Source organism: Rhizobium sp. BK376, from assembly GCF_004341625.1.
Lineage (GTDB): Bacteria > Pseudomonadota > Alphaproteobacteria > Rhizobiales > Rhizobiaceae > Rhizobium.
On sequence record NZ_SLZG01000007.1, the window covers coordinates 218,205 to 236,063 of the forward strand.

The window sequence follows — 17,859 nt, forward strand, 5'->3', positions numbered from 1 at the left end:
GCTTCATCGATCGACTGAGGTCCGGAAAGGTGAGCTCCATGGCGGCACGAGACGATATTCTCGATTTGGGCAAACGCATCGGCCAGTCGATCATCGGTCAGGAGGCAATGGTCGAACGGCTGCTGCTCGGCCTTCTGGCAAATGGCCACCTGCTGGTGGAGGGGCTGCCGGGCCTTGCAAAGACCAGGGCGATCAAGAGCCTGGCAAAAAATCTTGATTCCCAGCTTTCACGCGTTCAGTTCACCCCAGATCTGCTGCCGGCCGACATCACGGGCTCCGAGATCTATTTCTCGGAGGGCGGCAAGGGTGAGTTCAAGTTCCAGCAGGGACCGATCTTCGCCAACCTGATCCTCGCCGACGAAATCAACCGCGCGCCCGCTAAAGTGCAATCCGCCCTGCTGGAAGCCATGGAGGAGCGCCAGGTAACCGTCGGGGGCAAGAGTTATCCGCTTCCGCCTCTCTTCATGGTCATGGCGACCCAGAACCCTATCGAGCAGGAAGGCACCTATCCCCTGCCCGAGGCGCAGCTCGACCGCTTTCTGATGCACGTCGAGGTCGGCTATCCCGATGAAGCGTCGGAGGCATCGATCATGCGGCTGAACCGCAACGAGGAGAATGAGACGCATGGCGGCGCAAAGACGGAGCAGCCACTGAAGATGAACCCGCAGGCCGTCTTCGACGCCCGCAAGGAGATAGGTGCTGTCGCCGTGTCAGACCCTGTCGAGAAGTACATGGTCGCCCTTGTCTTCGCCACGCGCTATCCGGACAGATACGACAAGGACCTCGCCAAGCTGCTGCAGGTTGGTGTCAGTCCCCGCGGCGTCATCGGCCTCGACAAGGTATCGCGCGCCTATGCCTGGTTGAAGGGCCGCGACTATGTCACCCCCGATGATGTCAAGGCGATCGTCAACGACGTCTTCCGCCATCGCCTTATCCTCTCTTATGAAGCCCACGCCTCCAACGCCAGTGCCGACCATGTGATCGATCGGATCACCGAGCTGGTAGCCGTCTCATGAGCGGCGCGGCTGGGACCGGTGGCGTTCACGTTACGACCAATGAGCTGGTCGCGCTCGAAGGCCGAGCGCGTGATCTCTCCTTCGTTCAGAAGGCGCGCAGCCATCAGCAGCTCGCCGGGCGCATGCAATCGTCGCTCAGGGGGAGAGGCCTGATATTCGAGGAGCTGCGCGAATATCTTCCGGGCGATGACATCCGTTCGATCGACTGGCGTGTCACAGCCCGCACGACAAGGCCGGTCGTCCGTGTCTACGCAGAGGAAAAGGAGCGGCCTGCGCTGATCCTTGTCGACCAGCGGATCAACATGTTCTTCGGCAGCCGGAGATCGATGAAATCAGTGGCGGCGGCGGAGGCGGCCATGCTCTGTGCCTGGCGCATTCTCGGTTCCGGCGACCGTGTCGGCGGCTTCGTTTTCGATGACGAAGGCATCAGCGAAGTGAAGCCTCATCGCAGCCGAAACGCCGTCATCGCGCTCGCGAACCGCATTTCCGAAAAAAATCTCGCCCTCAATGCTGCCTATGCCGGAACGCCCGCACCGGGGCGGCTGGATGAAGTGCTTCACCGCGTTTCCGCGGTGGCGCATCACGACCACCTGATCGTTGTCGTCAGCGATTTCGATGGTCACGGTGCAGTGACACGCGACATCCTGCTGCAGATGTCGGGCGGCAACGATGTCATCTGCCTTCTCGTTTACGACCCCTTCCTGCTTGAACTGCCGAAATCGGGGGACATCGTCGTCAGCAAGGGTGGCCTGCAGGCTGAACTCCTTCTTGCCCATGGTCCCATGCGCGACGCCGTCGACCGCTTTGCGCGCGACAGAGGACGGGAACTGATGTCGTGGCAGCGCGAACTCGGCCTGCCGATGCTGCCGGTATCTGCGGCGGAGGAAACGGCTCCACAGTTGCGCCGCCTGCTCGAGCAATCGGCCTGGCGGCAACGGAGGCGCTGATGGAACCACAGGCCAAGCTTGATCCCATCACCGAAATAGCCCTGCGCTCCATGAAGGATATCGCGGTGCCGCCGCCGGTCTCCTGGATGCCTCAGACCTGGGGATGGGCTCTGCTCGCCGTCCTTTTGGCCCTGGCGCTTTTGATCTGGCTCGCTCTGGCCATGCGCCGCTATCGCCGCAACGCCTACCGCCACGAGGCGCTGCGGTTGCTTGAGGATATCGACGCGAAACTGCGCCAGCCCGAGAGCGGCGGCAACGCGCTGCATGAACTTGGCGAAATACTGAAACGGACCGCGCTGGCCGCCTGGCCACGGGAGAGGATCGCCCAGGCCAGCGGTCCGAGCTGGATTCATTTCCTCGACACTTCGCAGAAAGAAAGCACCGGCGCCGCGCTCCGGCGTTTGCTCGATGACGGCGAATATCGAAGGGCCAACGCGGTAAGGGACTTGCCACCTGCGGAGGCGGATGAGCTGGTTCGGGAGGCGCGCAGCTGGATTGAGGGACATCATGTATCAACTTGATTTCCCGTGGCTTCTCCTGCTTTTGCCGGTCCCCCTGTTGGCATGGTGGTTGATACCCCCGCACCGGGAAGCCTCCGCTTCGATCCGCCTGCCCTTTTTCGATCAAGTGGCGCGCGCTGCCGGCATCGAGCCCACCGAGGGTTCGGTGATACCGAAACGATCCTGGCCGCAGACGATCATGGAAGGGATCGCATGGTGTCTCATCGTCCTGGCGCTCGCGCGTCCGCAGTTCGTCGAACCACCGCTTGAGAAGCTGGAGCCACAGCGGGATATCCTGCTTGCGCTCGATCTTTCGCAATCAATGGAGACGCGAGACTTTGCCGCTCCGGATGGTACGATCCTGACCAGGCTGGATGCGGTCAGAACCGTCGTTTCCGACTTCGTCTCGAAACGGTCGAAAGATCGGCTCGGGCTGATTGCGATCGGCGACGCACCCTACCCGCTCGCTCCTTTCACCATGGACCATCCGCTCGTTCAAACCCTCGTCGAAGGGCTGGTTCCGGGGATTGCCGGACCACGGACCGCTCTCGGCGATTCTCTTGGCCTTGCCGTCCGCATGTTCGAAAAGACATCGGTGCCGCAGAAGGTGCTGATACTGCTGACGGACGGTAACGACACGGCCAGCAAGATGCCGCCCCTCAAAGCCGCCGAGATCGCCAAGGGAAAGGGCATCGTCATTCATGCCATCGGCATCGGTGACCCCTCGGCAACCGGCGAGGACAAGCTGGATACCGCCACGCTTCAAAAGATCGCCACAGAGACCGGCGGCCGATATTTCTTCGGCGGCGGCCAGACAGCGCTCGCGGCAATCTACGAGGAGATCGACAGGATCACGCCCGAGGACCAGAAGAGCCTCTCCTGGCGGCCACGCAGGGAACTGTTCTATTGGCCGCTTGGCGCCTCGATCGTCGTCCTGACGGTCTGGTATGGCTTTATTGGGCTGAGTTGTCTCCTTAACAGGAGGCGTTCGGCATGATCACGGACTTCCATTTCCTGCGACCCTTGTGGCTTCTCGGCTTGCTCGTCCCTCCAGTAATCCTGTGGCTGGCATCGCGGTCAGGCGATATTCGCCGTCGCTGGAGGACGATGATCGCACCGCATCTGCTCGACGGCCTTGTTATCGAGCCTGATCGTGTAAGCCACACTCGTCCAGCCCGGATGCTCGCCGCCATGCTCGCGATTGCCGTGCTGGGGGCTGCCGGTCCAACCTGGAAACGCGAATCCCCGCCGTTCGTCTCGGATACAGCCTCGTTGGTCATAGCCGTCGATCTGTCCCCCACGATGGATGCCGTCGACATATCCCCGAGCCGGATCGAACGGGTAAAGCTGAAAATCCACGACATCCTGTCGACGCGGAATGGAGCACGGACCGCTGTGATCGCCTATGCGGGCACGGCGCACCTGGTCGTGCCTCTCACCGACGATATCGAACTGATCGAAACCTACACGGATGCGCTTGCAACACGCATCATGCCCAAGCCGGGGAAGGATACGGCCGCGGCACTCACGCTGGCGGACGGGCTGCTGACGCGCGATGGAACGGCGGGCACGATCGTCTTGCTCACGGATGGCATTGAATCCGGTGCAGCAACGGCGGCATCGGATATCGTCAGCCGTCTGGTCGTGCTCGGTGTCGGGACGACGGCAGGCGGGGTGGTCAAACAGACCGGGGGAGGCTTTCTCCAGGATTCAGGAGGAGGCCACCTGAGCGCCAAGCTGGATGTTGACGCCTTGAAGCAATTCGGCAGCGATACAGGTGCTGATGTCGCGACCATCACCGATGACGACACCGATGTCCGATGGCTGGCTGAGCGCGTGCAAACCAACTTCGCACAGCAGAATGCTTCCGAGGGCGACCGATGGCATGACCTCGGATGGTGGCTGATTGTCCCCGCCGCGTTTCTGTTTGCCCTTTCGTTCCGGCGCGGCTGGGTCGTCAAGGTGGCCTGCCTGCTTCTGGTTCTGCGGATTATCGCGCCCTGCCCGTCCCAAGCCGGAGAATTGGCAGATATGTGGCTGACGGCCGATCAGCAGGGCCGCATCGCCTTCGAGCATGGGGACTATGCGGCGGCATCCGAGCTCTTCCGCGACCCGATGTGGAAGGGCGTCGCGCTCTATCGGGCAACCCGCTACCAGGATGCCCTCGATGCGTTCGCGAACGTCGACACGCCGGAGAGCTGGTACAATCAGGGAAATGCACTGTTGCATCTGGGCGAATTCGAGGAGGCAATCGCTGCTTACAACAGGGCTTTGAAAGGACGGAGTGACTGGCCGGATGCCACCGCAAATCTGGTGATCGCACAACGACTTCTGAAGCAAGAGCAGGACAAGGAACAGGAACAGCAGCAGGATCCTAACGAGAAGGCTGACAGTGTCCAGTTCGACAATAAGGGAAAGAAGGGGAAAGCCGGAGAGATCGACGTTGTCCAGCAGACGTCGGAGACCTGGATGAAGAACATCCAGGTCAGTCCTGCGGATCTTATGGCTCGAAAATTTTCGATCGAAGCGGGAAAGACGAAGCAATGAGAAAAGTCATGCTCGTTGCGCTGTCGTTGATTGCCCCTGCGGCCGCATGGTCAGCCGAGCCTTTCGCGCGGGCCAGCGTCGAGAACGAGAAAGGGATCGTGCCCGGACAGCAGGTGCGTGTCGACGTTGATATCTTCGTTCCGGACTTCTTTACCTCGCCCCCACAATTCCCGCCTTTCGACGTTCCCAACGCGCTGGTTACGCTTCCCGAGGAAAGGGCGGACAATCTTACGCAGACTGTGGATGGAGTGAGCTATTCGGGAATTCGCCGGGCATATGCGGTCGTTCCTCAGGTTGCCGGTACGTTTGTCATACCTGAGATCGATGTTGAACTAGGCTACGCCGTCGACGGGAAGCGGACGAAGGCAACCGTCAAGGTACCTTCCGTATCCTTCACTGCGACGGCGCCGGCTTCAGCGACCGGAGGGGCCATCTCCTTCGCCGCCAACGATCTTGCAATCGAGCAGTCATTCGATCGCGAAATCCACTCGCTGAAGGTCGGCGACGCCGTAGTTCGAACAATCGTCGTGACGGCGAAAGATACGCAGGCAATGATAATGCCGCCGGTGGCCGTTGGAACGGCCCCGGGCCTTCATCAATATGCGAAGGCGCCCAAAATCGAAGACGGCATATCGATCGGACGAGCGACAGCCAGCCGGCGAACCGAAACCTATGTCTACACCGCCGACAAGGATGGCTCGTTCGTGATCCCGGCGGTTGCCTACCCGTGGTTCGACGTTGCGCACCACGAAGCAAAGACCTCCAACCTTCCATCCATACGGGTTACCGTTGCCGCGGCTGTTTCGGAAACAGCGATCAAGCCAATGCTGGAAAAGGCGAAGGTCGAGAGCCCGTGGGTGCATCGCAAGATTGTGGCTGCTTGCATCCTCGCGGCCCTGGCTTTGCTCGGCCTTGCCTGGATCGGCCGCGAGTTTCCCGCGGCCATCATTAGCAAGTTCCGCGACGCGCGGATGCGTCGCTTGGCCTCCCGGGGCCATCGCCTCAAAATGCTTCAGCAAACAATCCGCGCCGGCAATGAGAGAGAAATCTACTCAGGACTCCATGTCTGGAGCCGGAGCCTTGGATATAGAACACTCGACGAGTGGGCCTGCGACGGATCGGATGATCTGAGGCGCCAGGTCGAGCTTCTTTCCCGGAGGCTGTTTCACTCCAGTCAGCAGGAACTCGATCGCAACAAGCTTACGGCGGAGGTCGACTTCCGCCCCCCCGTCATCTCCCATACGAGCTCGGCACTTCCGCCACTCAATCCGACTGCCGCGGGTTCTGTTATCGAGCTGTAATGGCTATCGCTTCGGGCTTCCCGGACCTCGGCAGCGATACGGCTGAGCAACAGCCCTCACCTATGGTCATCAACGTCCCGCCAACCTGCTTTTACGTCTGCATTTACCGTTGCGTACTTCCACATTTACGGAGTTTGCGACACCACTTGAGAGGTCATGTTTCAACACTGAGGAGTAATTTCCGATGACGGAAGAAACTGAAAAGCCGGTCAACCAGCCCTCTGTCAGCCGTCGCGACCTCCTGCTTGGCGGCAGTTCACTCGCACTTACCGCACTTGCTGTCGCCGCCACCGCGGAGTCTGCCAGCGCCCAGGCCCAACAGACGACGCAGTCTTCCCAGAGCAGCGGAAGTGGAAAGCCGCCTAACATTCTCGTCATATTCGGCGATGACATCGGCATACCCCAGATCAGTGCCTATACGATGGGTCTCATGGGCTATCGCACCCCCAATATCGACCGTATCGCGAGGGAAGGCGCAATCTTCACCGACTCCTACGGCCAGCAGAGTTGCACAGCGGGCCGGGCGTCCTTCATCCTCGGACAGGAGCCGTTCCGCACCGGGTTGCTGACAATCGGCATGCCGGGCGATCCGCATGGAATCCAGGACTGGATGCCTACGATCGCCGATGTCATGAAGACCAAGGGCTATGCGACGGGTCAGTTCGGCAAGAACCATCTCGGCGACCACGATGAACACCTGCCAACCAACCACGGCTTCGACGAGTTCTTCGGCAATCTGTATCACCTCAATGCCGAAGAAGAGCCCGAAGGGTATTTCTATCCGAAGGATCCAGCGTTCCGCAGGCAATATGGCCCGCGCGGCGTCATTCACTCCACAGCTGATGGCAAGATCGAAGATACCGGAGCTTTGACGACGAAGCGTATGGAAACAATCGACGAGGAATTCCTCGCAGCGGCGAAGGATTTCATCGATCGACAGCACAAGGCGGACAAGCCGTTCTTCGTCTGGTTCAATTCGACCCGCATGCACATCTTCACGCATCTCAAGAAGGAGTCGCTGGGCAAGACCGGCAAAGGTATCGAGGCTGACGGCATGGTGGAACATGACGGTCACGTCGGCCAGCTTCTCGATCAGCTGGATTCCCTTGGCATCGCCGACAATACGATCGTTCTCTACACGACCGACAACGGCGCGGAGATTGCATTGTGGCCAGATGGTGCAATGACGCCGTTCCATGGTGAGAAAGGCACGACTTGGGAAGGTGGCTTCCGCATTCCCATGGTGGTTCGTTGGCCAGGCGTCGTCAAACCGGGAACACAGATCAACGACATCGTCACCTTGATGGACTGGATGCCGACATTTGCGAGCGCCGCAGGCATCGACGACCTCAAGGGACAGATGAAGAGCGGTTTCAAATCCGGGGCAAAGGAGTTCAAGGTTCACCTGGATGGCTATGATCTCATGCCATTCCTGCAGGGGTCGGCGACAAGCGGTCCCCGCGACACCGTCTACTATTTCGACCAGGGCGGCAATCTCAACGCCATTCGGTGGAATGACTGGAAGCTGAGCTTCGCCATAGCCAGTCATGGCAACATCGCAACCGCGACCAGAGAAGTGCCAAGCTGGGCTCTGATCGCCAACTTGCGAATGGACCCCTACGAACGAGGAATGGACGAAGGAGGTGGAGCAACCGAGTTCCTTGCCAGGAACATTTGGCTTCTTGTTCCCATCCAGGGAAAGATCAAGGAATTCTTCTCGGATTTCAACCAGTTCCCCTATCAGGAAGGCAGTTCGCTGAATGCGGCCGGGATCAACTACGGCCTGCTCCGCCAGCAGGCTGCACTTAATCGCCTGAACGAACTGGAGCGTCTCGCGCCTCAGTGATTTCCTCCCACTCGGAGCCGCGGCCAACGGATGGTAACATCTGCGCGGCTCCGAGTTCGCCCTACGGCCGACCGAGGGACCCAATGGAACTCGCAGTTAATCTCGCCGAGCGTAGCGAACTCGCATTCGCCATCCTGCTGCTTGCAAGCCAACTTATCGCACATGAGATCGGCTACCGCATAGGATACCAGATCAGGGTGCGAGCGGCCGGACAGGCCGAAAGCGTGGGCGTCGTGGTTGGTGGCATGCTTGCACTGCTGGCTTTCGTGCTCGCTTTGACGCTTTCCTATTCCACTGCCCGGTTCAACGAGCGGCGCCATGGCACCTTGACGGAGGCCAATGCGATCGGCACGGCCTGGCTTCGCGCAAAAGCCATCGGTACTCCTCAGGCCGAGGAGATCGCACAACTACTTGAAGACTACGCGAAGGTTCGGGAGGACTTCGTACGGGAAGGCCGTGACAAGACAGTCATGGCTCAGACGAACCAGCAGACCACCGACTTGCAGAAATCGATCTGGAGCCGTGTTTCTTCGTTGGTGCGTGAGCGGCCGGATCCCGTTTCGGCTGCACTGATGTCTTCCGTCAACGAGACTTTCGATGCCGGCACGGCCGAAAGGTTTGCACTGGGCATACGTCTCCCTCGGCAGATCTTCTGGCTGCTTGTCGGCGTCATGCATCTCAGCATGGCCGCCCTCGGCTATCAGTTCGGCCTAAGGGGAAAGCCGGTCCGGCTTCTGATCGTGCTTCTGACGATAGTCTGGACGGCGGTCGTGGTGAATATCCTGGACCTGGCATCCGCACGAGTGGGAAGCTTTCGGACGGATACCTCCGTGTATGACTGGACACTGCAAACCTTCAAAGGCTTCGAAAGCACTGGCGCCAACTGATTGTACTGGCCCACCCCGATGAGCGTTGCCTCTCGCCGGGCTTGCATAAAGGAGCCTATATTTACCGTAACGTACTTACCGAGCGATGTCTGAAACGTCATTGTTGCATTCCGACCGAACGGAGGCTGCCATGGGTTTGGCATTCGAGGAAACGGAAAGCTCGCCTGCGGCGCACAGGGGTATGATATGGATCCCCGGCCGCACCTTCACCATGGGATCTGACCGTCACTATCCGGAAGAAGCGCCGGCCCATCGGGTCAGCGTCGACGGCTTCTGGATCGATGAGACGCCGGTCACAAACCGCAGCTTCATGGAATTCGTCAAGGCGACCGGCCACGTGACGGTCGCTGAAAAGGCGCCTGAGGCAAAGGATTATCCGGGTGCTCGCCCGGAAATGCTAAGAGCGGGTTCGCTCGTTTTCCATCAGCCCAAGGTCATCGATGGACCTGACATTCGTCAATGGTGGAATTTCAAGTTCGGTGCAAACTGGCGCCGCCCGCTTGGCGGTTTGAGCGACCTGCGCGGCAAGCTCGATCATCCCGTAGTCCACGTCGCATGGTCCGATGCGAAGGCCTATGCCAGCTGGGCCGGCCTCGACCTGCCGACGGAAGCCGAATGGGAGCTTGCCGCCCGTGGCGGCAACGATGACACCGAGTTCGCATGGGGCGACGAATTGATGCCCGGCGGGCAGGCGATGGCCAATACCTGGCAAGGCACCTTCCCGACACACTCGACCAAACCGAAGGGTCAGGAACGCACCTCGCCGGTTCGTTCCTTTCCGGCGAACGGACACGGCCTCTACGACATGATCGGCAATGTCTGGGAATGGACATCCGACTATTGGAGTGACCGACATCCGGAACCTGCGCAGCACTCCTGCTGCATTCCGAGCAATCCGCGCGGCGATGACGTCGACGCCAGCTACGACCCTCGCCAGCCCACAATCCGCATCCCGCGCCGGGTGCTGAAAGGCGGCTCGCATCTCTGCGCGCCCAACTATTGCCGCCGTTACCGCCCGGCTGCCAGGCATGCCGAGCCGGAGGATACGTCCACCAGCCACGTCGGATTTCGCTGCGTGAAAAGGCCGGCGGCCTGAGGAGAAACCGGGATGGGAGGGGCTTGCCAATGTCGCCATACTGTTGTCGCCTCCCTGCTGGTGGCAATTTTTCTCGCCGTCATCGGCGGCTTCTCAGCATTTGCGCAGGAGCCTCTTCCCTCCTGGAACGACACGGCGGCGAAGTCGCGCATCATGGATTTCGTCAAGGCGACGGTAACGTACCCGTCCTCAACCGTTTGCCGAAAATCGAGTTTGTCGACGACGGGCCCGGCAAGCCTGCCGGCATCAACAAATTCATCGGGCGCAAGCCGAATCTTCGCCGCCGGCAATTGCGATGGCGACTACGAAATGTTGCGCTGGGTGACTGCTACGAAACCGGGTTTCGCCATGATAATCCACCACACCGATGGCCAGCGCGAATACGCCTATGACAGGCAATCGGCCTTCGGAAAGCTGGACAAGGCACTGGATGAAGCCGAGAACCGCAACTGGCTGGTCGTCGACATGAAAGCCGACTGGAAGAAAATCTTTGCCTTCGAACAGTAACCGCAGGTAGCGAGGACCGCGGCCAAGATATCAAAAGGTAGTGATATTGATAGCGACGGTTTAGACGAGTGAGAAAGGTGTGACATTATGGTTCTAAGTTAACCTTTTCGTAATTTTTCATAATATCGACCTACTCAATGACATTTCATTGTGCAATTTTGCCCCAAATTTTAGATGTTACTTTTGGGGCCAGACAATGAATAAGACATTTGGCAGTGTTCTAACCTCCTACCGCGGCTTTGGCCCTGGCTTTGATTTTCTTAGAATAGCCCTGGCCTTCTCAATCGTTTTTTCCCACGCGTTCCTCAATAACGGCAGTGACGAATTCTTTAGAGGCAGCCCGCTTTGGTTCCTGGAATATGCGCTGGTGCCAATGTTCTTTGCGCTGAGCGGATTTCTTATTTGCGGGTCTGCACAGCGCCTCAGCTTAAAGAACTTTCTGATAAATCGCGGACTTCGAATTGTGCCGGCGCTCGCCGTTGATATTGTCATCTGTGCGCTGATCATTGGACCAATTTTTACAACTGTCAGCCTTCAGGCGTATTTTTCCGATCGGCACTTTCACAGCTATTTTCTGAATATTTTCGGCTACATACATTACACGCTGCCCGGCGTTTTCGGAAACCTTCCCAGTGATCAGGTTAACGGTGCGCTCTGGACTGTTCCCTGGGAAATAGGCTGCTACATCATTATGTCGGTCTTCATGCTGACCGCGGTCGTCCGAAGCTGGAAAAGACTTGCCGTGGTCATCGTGACTTATGTTGTCGTCGGGATGGTCGTCCAGTTCACAGCCTCTATACCGCCCAAAGCCGTTGAAGGGATCTTGTACCTTCTATTCGTCAGTCGCGGCACTCAGCTTATTCTGGCCTTCTCGCTCGGCCTTCTTGCCTACCAGCTGCGCGACCGCATTCCTTATAACAGGATGATACTGGTAGCTTGCATTCTGATAGCGCTTGCGGCTGTGTTTCTCCTCGACAGAGACCAAGCAATTTACCAGGTGCCAAACCGGATCATCGTTATTCCGGCGCTGGTTTACATAACCATTTTCATCGGGCTTACCCCAATGAAGCTGCCGGCGGTCTTCAAGAAGGGAGACTATTCCTACGGTGTCTACCTTTACCATGATCCCTTTTTGCAAATCTTGATGACGCTCTTCCCAACTCTTTTCCTCGGCACGAGGATGGGAGCAATTGCACTGTTCATCGTCGGGCTCTGCATTGCCATGGCTGTCGCAACCTTCTCATGTCACTTCATCGAGAAGCCGATCCTCCAGATGAGAAAGAAGTATTCTTTCGTTGCAACCGCAAGGGGTGCAGCCTGATTGGAGATTGGCCAGCCGCATTGGCTTGGAGCAGACATTTCCGATGGGGCTATCCGTAAGTGTTCGAAACGAGCTGAACCTTCGGGCGGCCGGATCCGGACAATCCGGTGCGCGTTGTAGAATCACTTGATAAGTTTTAGCTTCCTCCGGGGCTGTTTTCTTGGAGGGAGAAAAGCATGGAACCCGTTTCCTTGCCTTGGCCACAGGCATTGCAAGTCCGGATGCAAAGCGGGCTGGAACGTCGCTTCGACAATCCGCAGGACGCAGCCGATTTCCTGGAACACGAATGGCCAGTCAAGCACGGAGAGAAATACGAGCTCGCCTTGCGAACCTGCTATCATGCGGCTCACAGACAGGCTCCGCTCGGTGCAGCCAGGGAGGCCTTTGTCGCGGCTTGTCTCGAAGCAAAGCTTGAAATCGTGGCAAAGCCCACCAGGCACTAGCGGCTCGTGAAAGCTTGGCGGTGAGAGCCTCCGGCTCGCACCGTCAAGGGGCCAGACATTCCTCGCAGATGCCGCAGCCATCCTCGTCCATGAATGAACGCGAGCGGCCGCAACAGAGGCAAGGTGTCTTATCGTCGGAGTGATCGCATCGTTCCGGCGGTAATATTTCGATCATTGATGAGGCTGAATGCTCATTCACGGTTAGGTCGTCCATATCGAGTGCTCCAGGTTGGAGGCCTGGCACAGAGATGGGGACGTCTTCGCAAACCGGCAATGCCAGCCACGGGACGATCGCAAGAACGCTTCTCTTTGATTTGACGCAATTCCGGACGCAAAACCGTGAGACACTTTTGCTGGTCTAGATGCCGGCGTTGTCATTGAAGGGTAATCCGCGGATCCGCCATGCATCGCGCAGGATATCCTCCAGTTCCTCGACCGTGAACTCGTCGAAATTGGTCCAGAGCTGTACCGCCAAAGACTTGAGGTCGGCCGTCGTTTCGGGAGCAGCCTCTGCCGCGTCGGCGAGTGCAGCGATCTCCTGGCGAAGTGCGTCGTTCTCTGTCATGGTAACCCCTCCTGGCTCGCGTCCGCGCGTTCCGTCTGGCATGTAGCGATCTAGTCAAACTGCTCGCCGTGGCCGATCTGCTCGCGAACGGCCTCGGGAATTGACGGGTCATCTGCCGGATCTGGATCGACAGTGGCGGCGTCCTTGAGCGACTGTGCCGCCTCGATCAGCGCGGCGACGATCTCCTGCGTCCCCCAGCCGGTTTCGTTTGCGGAGGCGATGATTTCTTCCAATGCGTCCTTGGCGGTCGTCCTCAATTCTTCGAAGCGCTGCCGCGAGTCTTCGGTTTTTGGCGGAGGAAATGGCATGGCCTGCTCCTTTCGATGGCGAGGTAACACTTTCAGACATCCAACAGTTCCGAGTGGATCTTGGTGGAATGGGTTGGACCGCTCTTTTCGGCATCGAGATCAACACTGTCCTCTCCGAGCTGGGCAAATTCTCGCCCGCATATTCCTTCTTCAAGACTGCGCCCTAGCTTCAGTTCGAGACAACGGCGTCCGGCCGCCCGGCACCAAGAATGTATCGGCCGAGAAACAGGAGCGAGATCATGTCAGATACTCCCAACCAGCCCCGTAAGACCGTTCCAGCCCCGAAGGATCAACATTTGAGGGACCTGGCGGACTGCATCCGATTTCTCTCGATGGATGCCGTGCAGGCCGCGAAAAGCGGTCACCCCGGCATGCCGATGGGAATGGCGGACATTGCGACGGTGCTCTTCTCGGAATTCTTGAAATTCGATGCAGCCGACCCTTACTGGTTCGATCGGGATCGATTCGTCATCTCGAACGGTCACGGCTCGATGCTGCTCTACAGTCTCCTGTATCTTACCGGTTACCAAGACATGACGATCGAGGAGATCAAGCGATTCCGGCAGATCGACAGCCGGACAGCAGGACATCCGGAATATCGCCACGCGACAGGTATCGAAACGACGACCGGACCGCTGGGTCAGGGGATCGCCAATTCGGTCGGCATGGCACTTGGCGAGCGGATCATGAACGCGTCCTTCGGTGATGGCCTCGTCGATCATCACACCTACGTCTTTCTCGGTGATGGCTGCCTCATGGAAGGCATCAGTCACGAGGCCATATCCTTGGCCGGTCACTTGAAGCTGGGAAAGCTGATCGCCTTTTGGGACGATAACTCGATCTCGATCGACGGTGCGACAAGCCTCGCCGAATCCGATGACCAGCCGGCCCGCTTCAAGGCAGCCAACTGGCACGTCCAGAAGATCGACGGACACGATACCGACGCCATCCGCGCCGCCATCATCGAGGCGAAGAAGGTTACCGACCGTCCTTCCTTGATCGACTGCAAGACCATCATCGGGTTTGGATTTCCCACAAGAGCCGGGACCCAGAAAGCACACAGCGACGCCCCCGGCGAAGAGGAGATCGCCGGCGCCCGCGAGATTCTGGGATGGAAGTCGCCACCGTTCGAGATCCCGCAGAACCTTCTCGACACCTGGCGGAAAATCGGCGCGAAGGGCCGTCCGGAGCGCACGGCCTGGGCCAAGCGCGTCGCAGACGGCGGGAAAGGCGAGTTCGATCGCCGGGTGAAAGGCGAGCTTCCGGGCAATTGGCGATCGGCGATCGCCGAGGCGAAGAAAGAGCTGCTTGGTTCGGAGAAGGATCTCGCCACGCGTCAGGCAAGCGGCATCGTGCTGAACCACCTTTTCGATGCCGTGCCCGAACTACTGGGGGGATCCGCGGACCTCACTCCGTCGAACAACACCAAGGCAAAGAACCAGGTGGAGATCAAGCCGGGCGAGTACAATGGTTCATATATCCACTATGGCGTTCGCGAGCACGGGATGGCGGCGGCCATGAACGGCCTGTCGCTCCATGGCGGACTTGTTCCTTATGGCGGGACGTTCCTGACATTCTCGGACTATTGCCGCCCGTCGATCAGGCTTGCCGCGATCATGAAAATCCGCACCATCTTCGTCATGACGCACGATTCAATCGGCCTTGGCGAAGACGGCCCGACACATCAACCCATCGAACATCTGAGTGCGCTGCGGGACATCCCGCAACTCGCCGTCTACAGGCCCGGTGACCCGATCGAGACGGCAGAATGCTGGGAAGCGATCATGGAAAGCCCGAGCGAAGCGGCTTTGATCGCACTGTCGCGCCAGCCGATGCCGCTGCTGCGAAAGACTTCGGCATCGGAGAACCTTGCGGCCAAAGGTGCCTACGTGCTCCTGGAAGCAGAGGGAGGAGAACGGCAATTGACAATCTTCGCCACCGGCTCCGAACTGCATCTGGCGGTCGAGGCTCGTACCATCCTTCAGAAGGAAGGTATCCGGACCGCTGTCGTCTCGATGCCGTGCCGGTTGGCCTTTGAAAGGCAGGACGCGGCCTACAAGAAGAAGGTCATCGGCGACACCCGGGCAAGAGTGGCTGTCGAGGCGGGCGTACAGGATTCCTGGGATCGCTACATCGGTCTCGACGGCGAGTTCGTCGGCATGCACGGCTTCGGAGCATCCGGGAAAATCGAAGACGTCTACAAAAAATTCGACATCACCACGGACGCCGTTGTGCGCGCCGGCAAGAAGGCGGTCAGCAATTTGAAGTGAATACGTCCTTCCTTCCATAGCGGCGTTGGCAATTCCGCCAACGCCCTAAAGCGCGTCGCGATCCCCAGGATTCGCTTGCCGCACTTTAGGTCTTTGTTCTTGCATGTCGCTGTCGCAAAACCGCTGCACACGTTCGCGCGACATGCTTTAGTGACTGCTATAGAGCGTCTGTTGGAAGTCTTCGTCCGCGTGCTCTGGGAACAGGTGGCGTCTGGTTTGCCTGAGGGCGTCCGCTTCACGCCGCTGCCGCTGAAGGAGTTCCGAGGTCACGTCGGTGAACGGAGCGCTATCGGACGCTGCCACGCGGACTGTTCCGCCATGGGCGAGGAAATCGCAGAACGCCTCGACCGAACGCAGCCGGGTCGTCAGTTCCACGTAGCGATTATAATTCCCATCCAGCATCGCAACCTCCTTCAATGATTCATTGGAGGAAGAGTTCGGCGGGATGATGGCAGCGCCGCTGGACTTGATGCTTTCGCGAGAGTGTTCCTGCGATGGATGAGGTTGGGCGATGCTCTGTAGGCGTCAATAAAAATGAGGTGCACGGCGCGGCTTTGGCAGGCATGATGTCCGGAGCATCGAGAAACCGGCACCGGAGCCGGTCGGCGGATGGTGAAAGTCGTTCAACTGCGGGCCAAATCCCGTAAAGCGAGGTTTACATGTCACTGCCCGATCCCGCGCCTACGCGAAACCCAATGCTTTCCCTTATTCTCATTGGTTGTATCGTCGGTATTGTCGCCATCGCCTTTGTCTATACTGCCGGATGGCTGTCCCCCAATCGTCTGACGCCGGCCAAGCTGGTGGCGGCGCTCGCTCCGCCAGACGGACCGGCACTGGGCCATCGTCGCAACCATGCCAAGGGTATCTGCTTTACCGGAATTTTCGAATCGAACGGCGCCGGAGTGGAGCTGTCGAAGGCTCAGGTATTTGCGTCGGGCCAGTATCCCGTCCTCGGGCGATTTAACCTCGCGACGCCGAACCCCACAGCAGCAGACGCAACCGTCCGAGTGCGCGGCCTAGGTCTCCAGATCAAGACGCCAAACGGCGAGGTCTGGCGCATGGCTATGATCGACCCGCCGATCTTCCCGGTTTCCACGCCCCAGGGCTTTTACCAGCTGCTCGAAGCCTCCGGCAGCAAAGACCCGGATGCGATGAAGAATTTTGTAGGCCAGCATTCCGAGTTCGCAGCCTTTGCAGACTGGGCGGGCAAGGCACCGTGGACTTCCAGCTATGCGCAAGACCGGTTCAACAGTCTAAACAGCTTTACCTTTGCTGACGCAGCTGGGACCAATCGGATCGTGCGCTGGTCGTTTGTGCCCGCCGCGCAGGTCGTTGCGATTTCGCCGGATGAACTGGCCAAGCGCGGGGCCGACTATCTGGAGCAGGAAATCGCAGACCGTGTCCGCAGCGGACCGCAGCGCTGGACCATGGCCGTCACAATCGCCAATCCGGGCGATCCCACCGCCGATCCAACCAAGGCCTGGCCTTCCGACCGACGTACCGTCGAGGTCGGCACTCTCATCGTGAAGCAGATCGAAGCGGAAGCGGATGGACCGTGCCGCGATATCAATTTCGATCCGACAATACTGCCTTCGGGAATTACGACATCCGACGATCCTTTTCCCGCTGCGCGCTCGGCTGCCTATTCACGATCCTACAACAGCCGTACGGCCGAGGCCGCCGATTATCCGCACACAGCTTCGGGAGTAACGCAATGACGACGACGCGCCAAACCTTCACCCTGTCGCAGCGGCTCCTGCACTGGCTGATGGCGATCTGCATCCTGGCCATGCTCTTTATCGGTGTCGGGATGGTTTCGACCGTCACACCAGCCTACCTCACGCTGGTCCAGATCCATAAGCCGCTTGGCATTGCCATCCTGGTCCTGGCAATTGTCCGCCTCTTGTTGCGTCTACGCTATGGCGCCCCTGCCCTGCCCGAGGATTTACCGGAACCCATAAAATTGGCCGCCTATCTGTCGCACCTCGCGTTCTATGTGCTGATGTTCGCAATGCCGCTGCTTGGATGGGGAATGCTGTCGGCGGCGTCCTACCCGATAATTTTGGCCGGTGGCATCCATCTGCCGCCGATCCTGCCGTTAAGTCCGCGGCTTCATACCCTGCTCTGGGACGCACATTACTATCTGGCCTTCGCATTCTTCGCGCTGATCCTGATGCACGTCGCAGCCGCGCTGTTCCACGCCCTCATAAGACGCGATGGCGTGTTTGCTGCGATGGCCCCGGTGGGCAGCCGCGATAGCACCCACGTCCCCGGCGAGTGATCAAATTGCGGTGCCTTGGCCGGT

At 59.0% G+C, this 17,859-nt stretch carries 17 protein-coding genes and 1 pseudogene; 15 read left to right on the forward strand and 3 right to left on the reverse strand.

The annotated features are described in order from the left end of the window. Nucleotides 1–38: 38 nt before the first annotated feature. From EV561_RS19115 to EV561_RS19170, 12 genes and pseudogenes are all read left to right on the forward strand, one after another. Nucleotides 39–1,016: a MoxR family ATPase gene (locus tag EV561_RS19115; protein WP_132523891.1), complete on the forward strand. Its 978-nt coding sequence runs from the start codon at nt 39–41 to the stop codon at nt 1,014–1,016. Then, nucleotides 1,013–1,963: a DUF58 domain-containing protein gene (locus EV561_RS19120; protein WP_132523892.1), complete on the forward strand. Its 951-nt coding sequence runs from the start codon at nt 1,013–1,015 to the stop codon at nt 1,961–1,963. The genes EV561_RS19115 and EV561_RS19120 overlap by 4 nt, the downstream gene beginning before the upstream one ends. After that, nucleotides 1,963–2,484: a DUF4381 domain-containing protein gene (locus EV561_RS19125; RefSeq protein WP_132523893.1), complete on the forward strand. Its 522-nt coding sequence runs from the start codon at nt 1,963–1,965 to the stop codon at nt 2,482–2,484. The genes EV561_RS19120 and EV561_RS19125 overlap by 1 nt, the downstream gene beginning before the upstream one ends. Then, nucleotides 2,471–3,460: a VWA domain-containing protein gene (locus EV561_RS19130; protein WP_132523894.1), complete on the forward strand. Its 990-nt coding sequence runs from the start codon at nt 2,471–2,473 to the stop codon at nt 3,458–3,460. The genes EV561_RS19125 and EV561_RS19130 overlap by 14 nt, the downstream gene beginning before the upstream one ends. Continuing rightward, nucleotides 3,457–5,010 (forward strand): VWA domain-containing protein, encoded by a 1,554-nt coding sequence (locus EV561_RS19135; RefSeq protein ID WP_132523895.1) that lies wholly within the window; start codon nt 3,457–3,459, stop codon nt 5,008–5,010. Before EV561_RS19130 ends, EV561_RS19135 begins: the two co-directional genes overlap by 4 nt. Beyond that, the gene (locus EV561_RS19140) at nt 5,007–6,311 is read left to right on the forward strand and encodes a BatD family protein (RefSeq protein ID WP_132523896.1); all 1,305 of its coding nucleotides are present in this window, start codon (nt 5,007–5,009) and stop codon (nt 6,309–6,311) included. Before EV561_RS19135 ends, EV561_RS19140 begins: the two co-directional genes overlap by 4 nt. Before the next feature lie 184 nt (nt 6,312–6,495). Beyond that, a complete protein-coding gene (locus tag EV561_RS19145; protein ID WP_132523897.1) occupies nt 6,496–8,157 on the forward strand; it encodes an arylsulfatase in 1,662 nt (553 codons plus the stop codon). Between the two features lie 83 nt (nt 8,158–8,240). Continuing rightward, on the forward strand, nt 8,241–9,044 hold the full coding sequence (locus EV561_RS19150; RefSeq protein WP_132523898.1) for a hypothetical protein: 804 nt from the start codon (nt 8,241–8,243) through the stop codon (nt 9,042–9,044). Between the two features lie 130 nt (nt 9,045–9,174). Beyond that, nucleotides 9,175–10,140 carry a formylglycine-generating enzyme family protein gene (locus EV561_RS19155; protein ID WP_132523899.1) on the forward strand — a complete coding sequence of 322 codons (966 nt, stop codon included), beginning with the start codon at nt 9,175–9,177 and terminating at the stop codon, nt 10,138–10,140. 173 nt (nt 10,141–10,313) lie between these two features. Further along, nucleotides 10,314–10,647 (forward strand): annotated as a pseudogene (locus EV561_RS19160) (haloacid dehalogenase-like hydrolase); the annotation flags it as partial. A gap of 196 nt (nt 10,648–10,843) precedes the next feature. Beyond that, entirely contained in the window at nt 10,844–11,968 is a 1,125-nt protein-coding gene (locus tag EV561_RS19165) for an acyltransferase (protein WP_132523900.1), read from the forward strand. 176 nt (nt 11,969–12,144) lie between these two features. Next, nucleotides 12,145–12,411, forward strand: a complete 267-nt coding sequence (locus EV561_RS19170) for a DUF982 domain-containing protein (RefSeq protein ID WP_132523901.1) — start codon at nt 12,145–12,147, stop codon at nt 12,409–12,411. A gap of 358 nt (nt 12,412–12,769) precedes the next feature. Here EV561_RS19170 and EV561_RS19175 read toward each other — a convergent pair whose 3' ends face one another. Further along, nucleotides 12,770–12,976, reverse strand: coding sequence for a hypothetical protein (locus tag EV561_RS19175; RefSeq protein ID WP_132523902.1), 207 nt, complete (start codon nt 12,974–12,976; stop codon nt 12,770–12,772). 50 nt (nt 12,977–13,026) lie between these two features. After that, nucleotides 13,027–13,284: a hypothetical protein gene (locus tag EV561_RS19180; RefSeq protein ID WP_132523903.1), complete on the reverse strand. Its 258-nt coding sequence runs from the start codon at nt 13,282–13,284 to the stop codon at nt 13,027–13,029. A 239-nt stretch (nt 13,285–13,523) separates the two neighbouring features. On the opposite strand from EV561_RS19180, the gene tkt reads away from it, so the two are divergent. Continuing rightward, a complete protein-coding gene (gene tkt / locus EV561_RS19185) occupies nt 13,524–15,554 on the forward strand; it encodes a transketolase (RefSeq protein ID WP_132523904.1) in 2,031 nt (676 codons plus the stop codon). Between the two features lie 147 nt (nt 15,555–15,701). Here tkt and EV561_RS19190 read toward each other — a convergent pair whose 3' ends face one another. Beyond that, the gene (locus tag EV561_RS19190) at nt 15,702–15,956 is read right to left on the reverse strand and encodes a hypothetical protein (RefSeq protein ID WP_245512740.1); all 255 of its coding nucleotides are present in this window, start codon (nt 15,954–15,956) and stop codon (nt 15,702–15,704) included. A 293-nt stretch (nt 15,957–16,249) separates the two neighbouring features. Between EV561_RS19190 and EV561_RS19195 the strand changes: the two genes are divergently transcribed. Then, nucleotides 16,250–17,272 carry a catalase family peroxidase gene (locus tag EV561_RS19195; RefSeq protein ID WP_245512742.1) on the forward strand — a complete coding sequence of 341 codons (1,023 nt, stop codon included), beginning with the start codon at nt 16,250–16,252 and terminating at the stop codon, nt 17,270–17,272. Then, nucleotides 17,269–17,835: a cytochrome b gene (locus tag EV561_RS19200; RefSeq protein WP_132523906.1), complete on the forward strand. Its 567-nt coding sequence runs from the start codon at nt 17,269–17,271 to the stop codon at nt 17,833–17,835. The genes EV561_RS19195 and EV561_RS19200 overlap by 4 nt, the downstream gene beginning before the upstream one ends. The last annotated feature ends 24 nt before the right edge of the window (nt 17,836–17,859 follow it).

Coding starts and splice junctions, on each gene's coding strand:
- EV561_RS19115 (WP_132523891.1), top strand. CDS start 39: ATGGCGGCACGAGACGATATTCTCGATTTGGGCAAACGCATCGGCCAG.
- EV561_RS19120 (WP_132523892.1), top strand. CDS start 1,013: ATGAGCGGCGCGGCTGGGACCGGTGGCGTTCACGTTACGACCAATGAG.
- EV561_RS19125 (WP_132523893.1), top strand. CDS start 1,963: ATGGAACCACAGGCCAAGCTTGATCCCATCACCGAAATAGCCCTGCGC.
- EV561_RS19130 (WP_132523894.1), top strand. CDS start 2,471: ATGTATCAACTTGATTTCCCGTGGCTTCTCCTGCTTTTGCCGGTCCCC.
- EV561_RS19135 (WP_132523895.1), top strand. CDS start 3,457: ATGATCACGGACTTCCATTTCCTGCGACCCTTGTGGCTTCTCGGCTTG.
- EV561_RS19140 (WP_132523896.1), top strand. CDS start 5,007: ATGAGAAAAGTCATGCTCGTTGCGCTGTCGTTGATTGCCCCTGCGGCC.
- EV561_RS19145 (WP_132523897.1), top strand. CDS start 6,496: ATGACGGAAGAAACTGAAAAGCCGGTCAACCAGCCCTCTGTCAGCCGT.
- EV561_RS19150 (WP_132523898.1), top strand. CDS start 8,241: ATGGAACTCGCAGTTAATCTCGCCGAGCGTAGCGAACTCGCATTCGCC.
- EV561_RS19155 (WP_132523899.1), top strand. CDS start 9,175: ATGGGTTTGGCATTCGAGGAAACGGAAAGCTCGCCTGCGGCGCACAGG.
- EV561_RS19165 (WP_132523900.1), top strand. CDS start 10,844: ATGAATAAGACATTTGGCAGTGTTCTAACCTCCTACCGCGGCTTTGGC.
- EV561_RS19170 (WP_132523901.1), top strand. CDS start 12,145: ATGGAACCCGTTTCCTTGCCTTGGCCACAGGCATTGCAAGTCCGGATG.
- EV561_RS19175 (WP_132523902.1), bottom strand. CDS start 12,976: ATGACAGAGAACGACGCACTTCGCCAGGAGATCGCTGCACTCGCCGAC.
- EV561_RS19180 (WP_132523903.1), bottom strand. CDS start 13,284: ATGCCATTTCCTCCGCCAAAAACCGAAGACTCGCGGCAGCGCTTCGAA.
- tkt (WP_132523904.1), top strand. CDS start 13,524: ATGTCAGATACTCCCAACCAGCCCCGTAAGACCGTTCCAGCCCCGAAG.
- EV561_RS19190 (WP_245512740.1), bottom strand. CDS start 15,956: ATGCTGGATGGGAATTATAATCGCTACGTGGAACTGACGACCCGGCTG.
- EV561_RS19195 (WP_245512742.1), top strand. CDS start 16,250: ATGCTTTCCCTTATTCTCATTGGTTGTATCGTCGGTATTGTCGCCATC.
- EV561_RS19200 (WP_132523906.1), top strand. CDS start 17,269: ATGACGACGACGCGCCAAACCTTCACCCTGTCGCAGCGGCTCCTGCAC.